9 protein-coding genes are annotated in these 14,626 nt (G+C 72.6%); 3 read left to right on the top strand and 6 right to left on the bottom strand.

Going from position 1 to position 14,626, the window contains the following annotated elements; all coding sequences use genetic code 11:
* Positions 1–3 precede the first annotated feature (3 nt).
* Complete coding sequence (locus CP973_RS40505) at positions 4–342, top strand: hypothetical protein (protein WP_208853292.1); 339 nt, start codon at positions 4–6, stop codon at positions 340–342.
* A 63-nt stretch (positions 343–405) separates the two neighbouring features.
* Here the strand turns inward: CP973_RS40505 and CP973_RS24715 are convergent, their stop codons facing one another.
* A complete protein-coding gene (locus CP973_RS24715; protein WP_150245298.1) occupies positions 406–1,317 on the bottom strand; it encodes an acyl-CoA thioesterase in 912 nt (303 codons plus the stop codon).
* A gap of 33 nt (positions 1,318–1,350) precedes the next feature.
* The gene (locus tag CP973_RS24710; protein WP_150245296.1) at positions 1,351–3,864 is read right to left on the bottom strand and encodes a DEAD/DEAH box helicase; all 2,514 of its coding nucleotides are present in this window, start codon (positions 3,862–3,864) and stop codon (positions 1,351–1,353) included.
* Between the two features lie 171 nt (positions 3,865–4,035).
* On the opposite strand from CP973_RS24710, the gene CP973_RS24705 reads away from it, so the two are divergent.
* Positions 4,036–4,830: a metal-dependent hydrolase gene (locus CP973_RS24705; protein ID WP_150245293.1), complete on the top strand. Its 795-nt coding sequence runs from the start codon at positions 4,036–4,038 to the stop codon at positions 4,828–4,830.
* A gap of 65 nt (positions 4,831–4,895) precedes the next feature.
* Here the strand turns inward: CP973_RS24705 and CP973_RS24700 are convergent, their stop codons facing one another.
* Both CP973_RS24700 and CP973_RS24695 read right to left on the bottom strand, forming a co-directional pair.
* Complete coding sequence (locus tag CP973_RS24700; RefSeq protein WP_150245290.1) at positions 4,896–6,677, bottom strand: ABC transporter ATP-binding protein; 1,782 nt, start codon at positions 6,675–6,677, stop codon at positions 4,896–4,898.
* Complete coding sequence (locus tag CP973_RS24695; protein ID WP_150245287.1) at positions 6,674–8,509, bottom strand: ABC transporter transmembrane domain-containing protein; 1,836 nt, start codon at positions 8,507–8,509, stop codon at positions 6,674–6,676. The genes CP973_RS24700 and CP973_RS24695 overlap by 4 nt, the downstream gene beginning before the upstream one ends.
* A gap of 246 nt (positions 8,510–8,755) precedes the next feature.
* Between CP973_RS24695 and CP973_RS24690 the strand changes: the two genes are divergently transcribed.
* Positions 8,756–9,490, top strand: coding sequence for a L,D-transpeptidase family protein (locus tag CP973_RS24690; protein ID WP_425282019.1), 735 nt, complete (start codon positions 8,756–8,758; stop codon positions 9,488–9,490).
* Positions 9,491–9,592: 102 nt separating this feature from the next.
* On the opposite strand, the gene CP973_RS24685 is transcribed toward CP973_RS24690, so the two are convergent.
* Positions 9,593–11,071, bottom strand: a complete 1,479-nt coding sequence (locus CP973_RS24685) for a Gfo/Idh/MocA family protein (RefSeq protein ID WP_150245284.1) — start codon at positions 11,069–11,071, stop codon at positions 9,593–9,595.
* Positions 11,072–11,584: 513 nt separating this feature from the next.
* Positions 11,585–14,602, bottom strand: a complete 3,018-nt coding sequence (locus CP973_RS24680) for an FAD-binding and (Fe-S)-binding domain-containing protein (RefSeq protein ID WP_150245280.1) — start codon at positions 14,600–14,602, stop codon at positions 11,585–11,587.
* Positions 14,603–14,626: the final 24 nt, after the last annotated feature.

Below are 14,626 nucleotides of genomic sequence, written 5' to 3'. Positions count from 1 at the left end.
GGAATGACCCTGTTCACCGTGGACCCCGCGACCGTGACGCCGGCCCCCTTCACCGACGACGACTGGGCTTTCACGCTCCTGCGCTGTCTCGCCTCCCCGTCCACCGAGGAATACCCGCCGGCGCGCTTGTGCGGCTTTCTGTTCCTGGCCCCGGACCGGCTCCGGCTCTATTTCGGGACCGAACCGGATCTCCCCGGGACGACAGCCGCCGACGTACGTCCCGGTGGCGCCCTCACCGCGCTGCTGGCGGCCCTGCCGTCACTGCTCGACGAACAGCGGCTCACAAAGACCGACACCGACGACCCGCACTGTTCCCGCGTGGTCGACCTCACCGGCTGGTGACCACCGCTGAACCCACTGGTGACCACCGCTGACCGTCGCCGTCGAACGCCCGCCCGAAGCGCCTCATCCGTCCGCCCCCTCCGCATACGGCCGCTCCAGGCTCGGCGCGTTGGTGTGGGGGCGGAGCAGGCCCTCCTGGACGACGGAGACGAGGAGGTCGCCCTTGCGGTCGTAGATGCGGCCGCGGGCCAGGCCGCGGCCCCCGGTGGCGATCGGGGACTCCTGGTCGTAGAGGAACCACTCGTCGGCGCGGAACGGGCGGTGGAACCACATGGCGTGGTCGAGGGAGGCCATGTCGAAGCCGCGCGGGCCCCACAGCGGCTCGATCGGGATGCGGACGGCGTCCAGCAGGGTCATGTCACTCGCGTAGGTCAGCGCGCACGTGTGGACCAGCGGGTCGTCGCCCAGCGGCCCGACCGCCCGCATCCACACCGCGCTGCGCGGCTCCGCGCCCTCGATCTCCTCCGGCGTCCAGCGCAGCCGGTCGACATAGCGGATGTCGAACGGCATACGGCGGGCCATCCGGTCCAGCGCCTCGGGCAGCCCGCCCAGGTGGCCGCGCACCTCGTCCGCGACGGTCGGCAGTTCCTCCGGGGGCGGCACCTCGCGGCGCATCGGCAGCTGGTGCTCGACGCCCGGTTCGGGCCGGTGGAAGGAGGCGGTCAGGTTGAAGATCGTGCGTCCCTGCTGGACGGCGACGACCCGGCGGGTGGTGAACGACCGGCCGTCCCGCACCCGCTCGACCTGGTACACGATCGGCACCCCGGGCCGTCCGGGGCGCAGGAAGTACGCGTGCAGCGAGTGCACGGGCCGGTCGCCCTCCGTGGTCCGCCCGGCCGCGACCAGCGCCTGCCCGGCCACCTGCCCGCCGAAGACGCGCTGGAGGCTTTCCCGCGGGCTGCGGCCGCGGAAGATGTTCACCTCGATCTGCTCCAGGTCCAGCAGATCCACCAGGCGCTCGGCGGGGTTGGTCATGACCGTATGTCCTCCGTCAGGTGTTCCGCCAGCTCAGAGCTGCCCCACATCGGTGACGCGCACCACCGCGCGCCCCTCCTCGTCGGAGGCCGCCAGGTCCACCTCCGCGGAGATGCCCCAGTCGTGGTCGCCGTTGGGGTCGGCGAACGTCTGCCGCACCTTCCACAGCCCGTGCTCGGGCTCCTCCTGAATCTGCAACAGCTTGGGGCCGCGCGCATCCGGACCGGTGCCCAGGTCGTCGTACTCGTCCCAGTACGCGTCCATGGCCTCGCCCCACGCGTCCGCGTCCCAGCCGGACTCGGCGTCCATCTCGCCCAGCTCCTCGACCTGGTCCAGCGCCGCCAGCTCGACCCGCCGGAAGAGGGCGTTGCGGACCAGCACCCGGAAGGCGCGCACGTTCGTGGTGACCGGCTTGACCTCGTCCGCGTGCTCCATGGCCTCCTCGGCCGTCTCCTCCTCGGGGTTGGCCAGCTGCTCCCACTCGTCCAGCAGGCTGGAGTCCACCTGGCGGACCATCTCGCCCAGCCAGGCGACGATGTCCTCGAAGTCCTCGGACTTCAGGTCGTCCGGCACGGTGTGGTCCAGCGCCTTGTACGCGCTCGCCAGGTAGCGCAGGACGATGCCCTCGGTGCGCGCCAGCTCGTAGAACGAGGTGAACTCGGTGAAGGTCATCGCCCGCTCGTACATGTCGCGGATGACCGACTTCGGCGACACCGGGTGGTCGCCGACCCAGGGGTGGCTCTTGCGGTAGAGGTTGTACGCGTGCAGCAGCAGCTCTTCCAGCGGCTTCGGGTACTCGACGTCCATGAGGCGCTCCATGCGCTCCTCGTACTCGACGCCGTCGGCCTTCATCTGGGCCACCGCCTCGCCCTTGGCCTTGTTCTGCTGGGCCGCGAGGATCTGCCGCGGGTCGTCCAGGGTGGACTCCACCACCGAGACCATGTCCAGCGCGTACGAGGGCGACTCCGGGTCGAGCAGGTCGAACGCGGCCAGCGCGAACGTGGACAGCGGCTGGTTGAGGGCGAAGTCCTGCTGGAGGTCGACGGTCAGGCGGACGATCCGCCCCTCCCCGTCCGGCTCGTCGAGGCGCTCGACGATCCCGCCGTCCAGCAGCGAGCGGTAGATCGCGATGGCGCGGCGGATGTGCCGCAGCTGGTTGCGGCGCGGCTCGTGGTTGTCCTCCAGCAGCTTGCGCATCGCCTCGAAGGCGTTGCCGGGCCGCGCGATCACGGACAGCAGCATCGCGTGGGTGACCCGGAACCGTGAGGTCAGCGGCTCCGGCTCGGAGGCGATCAGCTTCTCGAAGGTGTTCTGGCCCCAGTTGACGAAGCCCTCCGGCGCCTTCTTGCGCACGACCTTGCGGCGCTTCTTGGGGTCGTCGCCGGCCTTGGCCAGCGCCTTCTCGTTCTCCACGACGTGTTCGGGCGCCTGCGCGACGACGAACCCGGCGGTGTCGAACCCGGCCCGCCCCGCGCGGCCCGCGATCTGGTGGAACTCCCGCGCCCGCAGGGTGCGCACCCGCGTCCCGTCGTACTTGGTCAGCGCGGTGAACAGCACCGTACGGATGGGGACGTTGACGCCGACCCCGAGCGTGTCCGTGCCGCAGATGACCTTCAGCAAGCCCGCCTGGGCGAGCTTCTCGACGAGCCGCCGGTACTTGGGCAGCATGCCCGCGTGGTGGACGCCGATCCCGTGCCGGACGTAGCGGGACAGGTTGCGGCCGAACTTGGTCGTGAAGCGGAAGTTGCCGATCAGCGCCGCGATCTCGTCCTTCTCGGCGCGGGTGCACATGTTGATGCTCATCAGTGCCTGCGCCCGCTCCACCGCCGCGGCCTGGGTGAAGTGCACGATGTAGACCGGGGCCTGCCGGGTCTCCAGCAGCTCGGTCAGGGTCTCCGTCAGCGGGGTCGCCCGGTATTCGTACGACAGCGGTACGGGCCGGGTCGCGGACCGTACGACCGCCGTCGGCCGGCCGGTGCGCCGGGTCAGATCCTCCTCGAAACGGGACATGTCACCCAGCGTTGCCGACATCAGTACGAACTGCGCCTGCGGCAGTTCCAGCAGCGGGATCTGCCAGGCCCAGCCGCGGTCCGGCTCGGCGTAGAAGTGGAACTCGTCCATGACGACCTGGCCGATGTCGGCGTCCTTGCCGTCCCGCAGCGCTATGGAGGCCAGCACCTCGGCCGTGCAGCAGATCACCGGCGCGTCCGCGTTCACGGAGGCGTCGCCGGTGAGCATGCCGACGTTCTCCGTACCGAAGAGCTTGCACAGGTCGAAGAACTTCTCCGACACCAGCGCCTTGATCGGCGCGGTGTAGAAGGTGACCTCGTCACGGGCCAGCGCGGTGAAGTGCGCACCCGCCGCGACCAGGCTCTTTCCCGATCCGGTGGGGGTGGACAGGATGACGTTCGCCCCCGAGACCACCTCGATCAGCGCCTCCTCCTGAGCAGGGTAGAGCGCGATGCCCTGCTGTTCGGCCCAGCTCGAAAAGGCTTCGAAGAGGGCATCGGGGTCGGCGTCGTTCGGGAGATGATCGATGAGGGTCACGCCCCCATACTGCCTTGGCCGGGTCCGGATCCGACAACCGGCGGGTCGGACCTAGATCAACAAAGGCTACGCTGTGTCGCCGGCCCGGCGTCAGGAATCCGGGCCGCGGGCCCGCTGCCCCTCGACGGACGCCGGGCCCGGTGTCCAGTCAATCCGGGATGGGGAACGACGATGATGGGACCGGCGCACTCGCTGTCCGGGGCCGCGGCCTGGCTGGGGGTGGGTGCGGCGACGGCGGCCGCGGGGTATCCGATGCCCTGGCCGGTCCTGGTCGTCGGCGCGCTGATCTGCGCCGGCGCTGCGCTGGCCCCCGACCTGGACCACAAGTCGGCGACGATATCGCGCGCCTTCGGGCCGCTCTCGCGGTCGCTGTGCGGCGTGGTCGACGCCCTGTCGCACGCCGTCTACAAGGCCACCAAGATGCGCGGCGACGCCCACCGCTCCGGCGGCCACCGCACCCTCACCCATACGTGGGTGTGGGCGGTCCTGGTCGGCGGCGGCATGTCACTCCTCGCGGTGCAGGGCGGGCGCTGGGCGGTGCTCGGCATCCTCTTCGTCCACATGGTGCTCGCGATCGAAGGCCTGCTGTGGCGGGCGGCCCGGGTCTCCAGCGACGTCCTGGTGTGGCTGCTGGGCGCCGCGACGGCCTGGATCCTCGCCGGCGTCCTGGACGAGCCGGGCAACGGCGCGAACTGGCTGTTCACCGACCCCGGCCAGGAGTACCTGTGGCTGGGCCTGCCGATCGTCCTGGGCGCGCTGGTCCACGACATCGGGGACGCGCTGACCGTCTCCGGCTGCCCGGTCCTGTGGCCCATCCCGATCGGCCGCAAGCGCTGGTACCCGGTGGGCCCGCCGAAGGGCATGCGCTTCCGGGCCGGGAGCTGGGTGGAGATCAAGGTCCTGATGCCCGTGTTCATGCTGCTGGGCGGGATCGGCGGGCTGGGGGCGCTGGGGTACCTCGGATAGCGGGGCCGCCCTTCGGGCGCCGCGGCCGGGCGGGGCCGGACCGGACCCCGCCCTGCCACGTCCCCCTACCCGTGCCAGGACCGCCACAACGCCGCATAAGCCCCGTCCGCCGCGACCAGTTCCTGATGGCTGCCGAGTTCGCTGATCCGGCCGTCCTCGACCACCGCGATCACGTCCGCGTCGTGGGCCGTGTGCAGCCGGTGGGCGATGGCCACGACCGTACGGCCGTCCAGCACCCGGCCCAGCGAGCGCTCCAGGTGCCGGGCCGCGCGGGGGTCCAGCAGGGAGGTCGCCTCGTCCAGCACGAGGGTGTGCGGGTCGGCCAGGACCAGCCGGGCCAGCGCGATCTGCTGGGCCTGGGCCGGGGTGAGGGCGTGGCCGCCCGAGCCGACCTCGGTGTCCAGGCCCGCTTCCAGGGCCCGTGCCCAGTCGTCCGCGTCCACCGCGCCGAGCGCGGCCCACAGCTCCGCGTCCTCGGCATCCGTACGGGCCAGCAGCAGGTTGTCGCGCAGCGAGCCCACGAAGACGTGGTGCTCCTGGTTGACCAGCGCGACGTGCGCGCGCACCCGCTCCGCCGGCATCCGGGACAGCTCCGCGCCACCGAGCGTGATCTCCCCGGTGCGCGGCGCGTAGATCCCGGCGAGCAGCCGCCCGAGCGTCGACTTGCCCGCCCCGGACGGGCCGACCAGCGCCATGCGCGTGCCGGGCCGCACCCGCAGCGACACCTCGTGCAGCACGTCCACGCCCGCCCGGTAGCCGAAGCGCACCTCGTCCGCCCGCACGTCCCGGCCGTCGGGCTCGGCCCGCTCGTCGGCGGCGTCCGGCTCGATCTCCCGTACGCCCACCAGCCGCGCGATGGAGACCTGGGCCACCTGGAGCTCGTCGTACCAGCGCAGAATGATCGACACGGGCTCGCTCATCATCTGCGCGAGCAGCGCCCCCGTCGTCAGCTGTCCCGGCGTGAGCCAGCCGCGCAGCACGAACAGACCGCCGAGCAGCAGCACCCCGCCCAGGATCAGCACATGCGTCACATTGACGACCGGGAAGAGCACCGAGCGCAGGTAGAGGGTGTAGCGCTCCCACTGGGTCCATTCGCGGATGCGGCGTTCGGAGAGCCGGACGCGGCGCCCGCCCAGCCGGTGCGCCTCGATGGTGCGCCCCGCGTCCACCGACTCGGTCAGCGCGGCCGAGACCGCCGCGTACCCGGCCGCCTCCGAGCGGTAGGCGTGCGGGGCGCGCTTGAAGTACCAGCGGCAGCCGACGAGCAGCACGGGCAGCGCGATCAGCACGGACAGGGCCAGCGGCGGCGCGGTGACGGTCATCCCGCCGAGCAGCAGCGCGATCCAGACCACGCCGATCGCCAGCTGCGGCACGGCCTCCCGCATCGCCTCCGACAGCCGGTCGATGTCGGTGGTGATACGGGACAGCAGATCGCCGGTCCCGGCCCGCTCCAGCACGCCCGGCGGCAGCGCGACGGACCGTACGAGGAAGTCCTCGCGCAGGTCCGCCAGCATCTGTTCGCCGAGTACCGCGCCGCGCAGCCGTACCAGGCGGACGAACAGGGTTTGGACGGCCAGCGCGAGGACGAACATCCCGACCGTCCACTCCAGGTGGAGGTCGCGCACGCCGTTGCCCAGGTCCTCCACGACATTCCCCAGCAGGAACGGTCCGGCCATGGAGGCCAGGACGGCGACCGCGTTGACGGTCACCAGCAGGACGAAGGCCCGGCGGTGCCGGCGGACCAGCCCGCCCACGTAGGCGCGTACGGTCGCGGGCGAGCCGACCGGCAGGGTGGCGGCCGTCCGCGGGGCGTCCGGATCGTGCTCCGGTGGCGCCAGGCCGATCATGCGGTCTCCTCGATCTGGTCGGTGCCGGTACGGGCGAAGTGCCCGCCGGACGCGGCCCGGCCCGCCAGGGAGGCGGCCTTCGGCCCGTCGTCCTCGTCGGTCTCGCGGGTGACCACGGCGCGGTACGCCGCGCTGCCGCGCAGGAGTTCACGGTGGGTGCCGGTGCCGGCCACCCGGCCCTCGTCGAGGAGGACCACGTGATCGGCGCGGTCCAGCAGCAGCGGGCTGGAGGTCAAGACCACCGTCGTACGGCCCGTGCGCAGGGCGCGCAGCCCGTCCGCGATCCGGGCCTCGGTGTGCGAGTCGACGGCGCTGGTCGGCTCGTCCAGGACCAGCACCTCGGGGTCCGCGACCAGCGACCTGGCCAGCGCCAGCCGCTGCCGCTGGCCGCCGGACAGCGACCGGCCGCGCTCGGTGATGTGACTGGCCATCGGGTCGCCGGAGCCGTCGGCCGAGCCCTGTGCCAGCGCGGCCAGCACGTCGCCGCACTGCGCCGCCGCCAGCGCCTCCTCGGCCCGTACGGACCCGGACGCCGGGATGTCCAGCAGCTCGCCGAGCGTCCCGGAGAGCAGGACCGGGTCCTTGTCCTGGACGAGTACGGCGGTGCGGGCGGCCTCGCGCGGCACGTCGTCCAGCGGCGTACCGCCGAGCAGGACCGACGGCGTGCCCTCGGGCGCGTCGGCGGGGTGGCCGCCGAGCCGGTCGGCGAGCCGCCCGGCCGCGTCCGGGTCGCCGCACACCACGGCGGTCAGCCGTCCGGCCGGTGCGCGCACCCCGCTGGCCGGGTCGACCAGGTCGCCGCCGAGCGTGCCGGGCGCGGCGATCCGCCCGTCGGCGGGCCGGCGCAGCGCCAGCACGCGGGCGGCGCGCTTGGCCGACGGCCGGGAGAACGCATACGCCATGGCGATCTCTTCGAAGTGCCTCAGCGGGTACAGCAGGAAGGTGACCGCGCTGTAGACGGTGACCAGTTCACCGACCCGCACCCGGCCGTCGAGGGCGAGCCCGGTGCCGTACCAGACCACCGCGATCAGCAGGAGCCCCGGGAGGAGGACCTGTACGGCGGAGATCGTGGACCACATGCGGGCGCTGCGCACGGCGGCCCGGCGGACGTCCTGGGAAGCGCGCCGGTAGCGGCCGAGGAAGAGTTCCTCGCCGCCGATGCCACGCAGGACGCGCAGGCCGGCGACGGTGTCGGAGGCCAGTTCGGTGGCCCGGCCCGCCTTCTCGCGCTGCTCGTCGGCGCGGCGGGCGGCGGGCGGCAGCAACGGCAGGACGGCCAGTGCCAGTACGGGCACGCCGGCGGCCACCACCACGCCCAGCGCGGGCTGGTAGACCACCAGCGCCACACTGACGCCGACGGAGGTCAGCGCCGCGGCTCCGAAACGCGAGACCGCCTCGACGAACCATCCGATTTTCTCCAGGTCGCCCGTGGAGACCGCCACCACTTCTCCGGCGGCGACCCGCCGGGTCATGGTGGCGCCCAGTTCGGTGGTCTTGCGCGCCAGCAGCTGCTGGATGCGGGCCACGGACGTGATCCAGTTGGTGATCGCGGCCCGGTGCAGCATCACGTCGCCGACCGCCACCAGGCCGCCGAGCAGCAGCAACAGGCCGCCCGCGAGCAGCAGCCGGGAGCCGGAGCGGTCCACCACGGCCTGCACCGCGATACCGACCGGGACGGGGAAGGCCGCCACGCCGCCGGTGTGCACCAGCCCCCAGCACAGCGCTTTGGTCTGGCCGCCGAGCTGCTGCCGGTACAGCCACCGCAGCAGCCGGCCGCCGGAACGGACGTCCGGGACTCCCGGATCGGCATGGGGAAGGTCGCGAATGTGCATGGTTTCCCAAGGTCAGGGCCGACATGCGGCGCTTCGGGTGTACGGGCGTCGGGCTGGGCCGGGAGCCGGTGGCCGGCCCGCGTCGTCGTGCCGCGGCGGGGCCGCGCGCGGACAGCGGGCGGGGCGCGCCGTGGGAGGGCCATGGAAGACTGGCGCGGCACGGCGCCCTGATTCAACAGGTTTTCCGCGAGAGCGCCCCCAACAGGCCATGTCGGTCGGGCCCGTGACCGCCGCCCGGGTGCCACCATGGGCATCATGCGAACTGCGGGCTGCATGGTACGGAAGGCCGCGGTGGCGGCAGCAGGGCTGGCCCTGCTGGCAGGCTGCGGCACAGGCGGCGGATCGACGGACGGTGAAGGGAAGGGCGAGGGCGGGCGCAAGGCCGAGGCCGCCGCGTACCCGAAGGACATCCCCGGGGTGGGCGGGCGGCTCAGAGCGCGCATCCCCGCCGACACACGGCAGGTCGTCGCCGTGTACGGAAAGGGCGCCGACTCGCCCGACGCCACGCTCGCCCTGTACACGAAGACGGCCAAGGGGTGGCACCGTACGGCCGATTGGCCCGCGCACAACGGCAGGAAGGGCTGGACCACCGACCACCACGAGGACGATCTGCGCAGTCCGGTCGGCGTCTACAGCCTCACCGACGCGGGCGGCGTGCTGCCCGACCCGGGCGCGAAGCTGCCGTACACCCACTCGGCGGCCTTCACCCCACCCCCGTACTGGGAGAAGAAGACCCGGCACGACTTCGACCACGTCATCGCGGTCGACTACAACCGCGTCAAGGGCACCTCACCCCTGGACCCGACCCGGCCGCAGGGACAGAAGAAGGGCGGTGGCATCTGGCTCCACCTGGACCACGGCAGCGGTACGTCCGGCTGCGTCAGCATCTCCAAGGCGGGCCTGGTCACGCTGTTGCGCACCCTCGACCCGCGGCAGCACCCCGTGGTGGTCATGGGCGACACCGGTCACCTGGCGGCCTGAGCGGCGCTTCCGGACGGTGCTTCCGAGTGGCCCGGGCGGCACCGCGCCGCCGGAGCGGTGCGGGGGCCGGGCGCGTCCGCGCGTCCGCCCGGCCCCGCTCCGTCACGCCTTCGGCCTGGGGGAGTCCACCCCCTGCCGCGGCTTGCGCCACAGACCCCGGGTGAAGTCCGGGAACTCCTGCGGCTCGCCCTCCGCCTTGATCGAGGCGTGGCTCAGCATCACCGGCGCGCTCCAGGTGGCCGCGTCGTAGACGTCGAAGTCCGGCACCAGCCCGAGCTGGAAGCACTGCATGATCCGGAACAGCATGATGTAGTCCATGCCGCCGTGGCCGCCGGGCGGGTTGGCGTGCTCCTTCCACAGCCAGTGGTCCCACTCCGCGTACTGGCCGAAGTCGCCCCACTGGTCGTTGCTCTGGTCGGGCTCGATGTAGATCCGCTCCGGGTAGTCCTCGAAGACGCCCTTGGTGCCGCCGAGGCTGTTGATGCGGCTGTACGGGTGGGGCGTGGACACGTCGTGCTCCAGCCGCAGCACCCGGCCCTTGGCGGTCTGCAGGAGGCTGAAGGTGCGGTCGCTCTCGATGTACGACTCCTTCCAGCTCGGGTCGCCCGGCGGCATGTGCGCCGCGCGGTACTCGGCGAGCCCCAGCGCGGGCGTGCCGTAGCTGGACATACGTACCACCCGGTCGCCGCGGTTGATGTCCATGTAGTTGGCTATCGGACCGAAGCCGTGGGTCGGGTAGAGGTCACCGCGCAGCCGGGTGTGCCACAGCCGCCGCCACGGGCCTTCGTAATACGTCGGGTCGAACATCAGCTGGCGCAGGTCGTGGTTGTACGCGCCGGCGGCGTGCAGCAGCTTGCCGAAAAGGCCCGCGTGCGCCATCCGCAGGACGCGCATCTCGTTGCGGCCGTAGCAGCAGTTCTCCACCTGCATGCAGTGCCGGCGGGTGCGCTCGGAGAGGTCGACCAGATCCCAGAGGTGGTCCATGCGCATGGCGGCCGGGCACTCCACGCCGACGTGCTTGCCGGCCAGCAGCGCCGCCTTGGCCATCTCGAAGTGCCAGTCCCACGGGGTGGCGATGTACACGAAGTCGAGGTCGCCGCGCTCGACGAGGTTCTCGAAGTCGTGGTCGCCCTTGCTGTAGACGGCGGGTGCCGGCTGTCCGGCGCCGGTGACCAGCCGGACGGCCTTGGCCGCCTTGTCCTTGACCGGGTCGCAGACCGCCACGACCCGTACGCCCGGGATGTCGAGGTACAGCGGCAGCATGCCCATACCGCGGTTGCCCAGGCCGATGATGCCGACCCGTACCGTGCTGCGCCGCTCGAACGGTACGCCGATCATGGTTTTGTGCTTGCGCCGCGGAGCCGCCGCTTCCCAGGCTGCCGCCGCCGCTCCGGCCGCCTGTCCGGTCCCGGCCGCCGCGGCGCTGCCGCTGCCCAGCCCGGCGATACCGAGGCCGGCCCCCGCCGCCCCGGCGGTCCACAGGACGGAACGCCTGCTGGGTCTCGGCCCGTCGTGCCCGGGGCCCTCCTCCTGGCCGTCGTGCTCGTGGGGCTCGTGGCGCTGCGATGGTGCCTCGTTCATCGGTCCTCCAAAGGAACGGATGGTGCGTGGCGGAAGCGTGAACCTCGCAGAGGACCTTGGCGGGTGAGCGGCACGGGGCACAAGAGGGCCGCCCGGACGGAACGCCTCCGCTCGGGCGGCCGCGGCCCGATCTGATTCGCGCAGCCCGCGCCCGGGTATCCCCCCGCTGGGGGGACGAGGGCGTTCGATTCGCCCCGTAGATGCTCACGCAGGGCTTCGTGCAGGGCTCACGCAGGGCATACCCAGGCCTCCACACAGGGCATACCCAGGCCTCCGCGCAGGGCACACCCAGGGCTCCGTGCAGGGCTCATGCAAGTCTTCGCGCAGCGCACACGCAGGTCTTCACGCAGGGCTCACGCCAGGATCCGCGCAGGGGCCACGCCAGGACCCATGCAGGGCTCCGCGCAGGGCTTCACGCCCGGCTCCGTACAGGGCCTACGCCAGGACCCGCGCAGCCGCCGCTGTGGGCCCTCACGCCCCTGGCCTCACGCCCCTGGCCTCACGCCCCTGGCCTCACGCCCCCGGTCGTCCCACTCCCGGCCGTCCCACCCCCGGCCGTCCCGACCCGGGTCGTCCCACCCCCGGCCGCGTAGCCTTTTCCAGCGCCAGCAGCACCGAGTGATAGCCCCGGCCGCCCGTCGCGTGGTCCATGCCCACCTCGCACATCCGGTTCGCCGACAGGTGCGCGTCGAAGGGGCGGGACGTCACCTCCGCGGCCTCCTTCGCGGTTGCCGCCTCGGTCAGTTCCTTGTGCAGCATGCCGCGGTCGCCCGCGAAGGCGCAGCAGCCCGCGTCGTCCGGGACGACCACCTCCGTCGCGCACGCTTCGGCGACGGCGCGCAGCTGTGCCTCGTCGCCCAGGTGCCGCATGGAGCAGGTCGGGTGGAGTACGGCGGAGCCGACCGTACGACGGATCTCCAGGCGCGGCAGCAGTTCCTCGGCCGCCCAGACCACCGAGTCCACGACGGTCAGTTCCGCGTGCAGCTCCCGGTTGCCGGGGGTCAGGTACGGCACGACCTCGTGGGCGATGCCCAGGGTGCACGAGGACGCGTCCACGACCAGCGGCAGCCGTCCGCCCGCGGTCCAGCCCCAGGCCGCTTCCACGATGCGGTTGGCCATCACCGCGTTGCCCTCGTCGTAGCCCTTGGAGTGCCAGATGGTGGCGCAGCAGGTGCCCTGCACATCGGAGGGGATCCACACCGGCTTTCCCGCGCGCGCGGACACCGCCACGACCGCCTCGGGCAGGGAGGGCCCGTCGAAGCCGTCCGGTTCCCCGAAGATGCGGTTGACGCAGGCCGGGTAGTAGACCGCGCCGGCTCCCACCCGCCGGGTGGCGGGCAGCTTGCGGGCTGCGGCGCCGGGGATCTGCGGCAGCCATTCCGGTACCAGATCGGGCCGTACCGCCTTGCGCGCGGCGCCCGTCAGGGACTTCAGCAGCCGGTCGGCCGGCCCTTCCCCGATCCGGTCGCCGATCTTCGCGGCGGCGGCCACCGCCAGCCGCGCCGACCGCTCCACCGCTTTGAAGTGCCGGGCCGTCAGGGCCGCGGCGCGTTCCTCGGCGGGGGAGTGGCGCCGGTGCCGGAACTCCTTCATCAGCACGCCGGTGTCGATGCCGACGGGGCAGGCCAGCTTGCAGGTCGAGTCGCCCGCGCAGGTGTCCACCGCGTCGTAGCCGTAGGCGTCCAGCAGGGCGCCGGTGACCGGCGACCTCGGGGGCTGGCGCATCATCTCGCGGCGCAGCACGATGCGCTGGCGCGGTGTGGTGGTCAGGTCCTGGCTGGGGCAGGTCGGTTCGCAGAAGCCGCACTCGATGCACGGGTCGGCGACCGCCTCGACCTGCGGAATGGTCTTCAGGCCGCGCAGGTGCGCCTTCGGGTCGCGGTCGAGCAGGACGCGCGGGGCCAGGATGCCGTGCGGGTCCAGGGTCCGCTTGATACGCCACATCAGTTCCGTGGCGCGCGGGCCCCACTCCAGCTCCAGGAACGGCGCGATGTTGCGGCCGGTGGCGTGCTCGGCCTTCAGCGAGCCGTCGAAGCGCTCGACGGTCAGCGCGCAGAACTCGTCCATGAAGGCGGCGTAGCGCTTCACGTCGGCGGGCCGGGCGGCGTCGAAGGCGAGCAGGAAGTGCAGGTTGCCGTGGGCGGCGTGGCCCGCCACCGCCGCGTCGAAGCCGTGCCGGTCCTGGAGCTCCAGCAGCGCCGTGCAGGCCTCGGCGAGCCGGGACGGCGGTACGGCGAAGTCCTCGGTGATCAGCGTCGTACCGGACGGGCGGGAGCCGCCGACCGCGGTGACGAACGCCTTGCGGGCCTTCCAGTACCCGGCGATGAGCGCGGGGTCGCGGGTGAATTCGTTGGTGACGGAGGCGACCGGGGTGACCAGTTCCAGCCCCGCCAGCACCTTCCGCGCGGCCTCCTCCCGGGCGTCGCGCGCGGCCTCGTCGGGCGCGCGGAACTCGACCAGCAGCGCGGTGGTCGTCTTCGGCAGCTCCGCCCAGTCGGCCGGCACCCCGGGCACGCTCACCGAGGCGCGCAGCGTGTTGCCGTCCATCAGCTCGACGGCGATCGCGCCCGCCTCGTTGAACAGCGGTACGGCCGCCGCGGCGGCGCTCAGCGACGGGAAGAACAGCAGGGCGGTGGAGGTGTACCGGTTCAGCGGCAGCGTCTCGAAGACGGTCTCCGCGATGAAGGCGAGGGTGCCCTCGGAACCCACCGCCAGCCCGCGCAGGATCTCGGCCGGTGTCGCGCCGTCCAGGAAAGCGTCCAGCCGGTAGCCGTTGGTGTTCTTGATCTCGTACTTGGCGCGGATCCGGGCCACCAGCTCCGGGTCCGCCTCGATCTCCGCCTTCAGCGCCAGCAGCCCGCGGCACAGTTCGGGTTCGGCACGCGCCAGTTCCCCGTCCGCGGCCGGGTCGCCGGTGTCCACGATCGTCCCGGAGGGCAGCACGAGGGTGACCGAGGCCAGCGTCCGGTACGAGTTGCGGGTGGTGCCCGCCGTCATGCCGGACGCGTTGTTGGCCACCACGCCGCCCAGCGTGCAGGCGATGGCGCTGGCCGGGTCCGGGCCGAGCAGCCTGCCGTGCCGGGCGAGCGCGGCGTTGGCCCGTACGACCGTGGTGCCGGGCCGGACGCGGGCGCGGGCGCCGTCGTCCAGCACCTCGACGCCCGCCCAGTGCCGGCGCACGTCCACGAGGATGTCCTCGCCCTGCGCCTGTCCGTTGAGCGAGGTCCCGGCGGCCCGGAAGACGACATGACGGCCCTTGCCGTGCGCGTAGGAGAAGACCGCGGACACGTCGTCGACGTCCTCGGCCAGCACGACGACCTGTGGCAGGAAGCGGTAGGGGCTGGCGTCGGAGGCGTACCGGACCAGGTCGGAGACGGTGTGCAGCACCTTGTCCGGGCCGAGCAGCGCCACCAGGTCGTCGCGCAGCCGCTCCGGCGTGCCGGACGCCTGCCGGTCCGTCACCCGGTCGTGGTACGGGCCCTCGGTGGCGGCCGGACGCAGGGCCGCGGGCTTCGGTTCCAGCAGGGGCATGACGACGTACCTCCGGTCCGCTCG

The organism is Streptomyces albofaciens JCM 4342, from assembly GCF_008634025.1.
GTDB classification, from domain to species: Bacteria; Actinomycetota; Actinomycetes; order Streptomycetales; family Streptomycetaceae; genus Streptomyces; species Streptomyces albofaciens.
Note: the sequence above shows the minus strand (reverse complement) of the source record. Positions and strands in the feature narration are given on the sequence as shown.

Coding starts and splice junctions, on each gene's coding strand:
- CP973_RS40505 (WP_208853292.1), top strand. CDS start 4: ATGACCCTGTTCACCGTGGACCCCGCGACCGTGACGCCGGCCCCCTTC.
- CP973_RS24715 (WP_150245298.1), bottom strand. CDS start 1,317: ATGACCAACCCCGCCGAGCGCCTGGTGGATCTGCTGGACCTGGAGCAG.
- CP973_RS24705 (WP_150245293.1), top strand. CDS start 4,036: ATGATGGGACCGGCGCACTCGCTGTCCGGGGCCGCGGCCTGGCTGGGG.
- CP973_RS24700 (WP_150245290.1), bottom strand. CDS start 6,677: ATGATCGGCCTGGCGCCACCGGAGCACGATCCGGACGCCCCGCGGACG.
- CP973_RS24695 (WP_150245287.1), bottom strand. CDS start 8,509: ATGCACATTCGCGACCTTCCCCATGCCGATCCGGGAGTCCCGGACGTC.
- CP973_RS24690 (WP_425282019.1), top strand. CDS start 8,756: ATGGGCATCATGCGAACTGCGGGCTGCATGGTACGGAAGGCCGCGGTG.
- CP973_RS24685 (WP_150245284.1), bottom strand. CDS start 11,071: ATGAACGAGGCACCATCGCAGCGCCACGAGCCCCACGAGCACGACGGC.
- CP973_RS24680 (WP_150245280.1), bottom strand. CDS start 14,602: ATGCCCCTGCTGGAACCGAAGCCCGCGGCCCTGCGTCCGGCCGCCACC.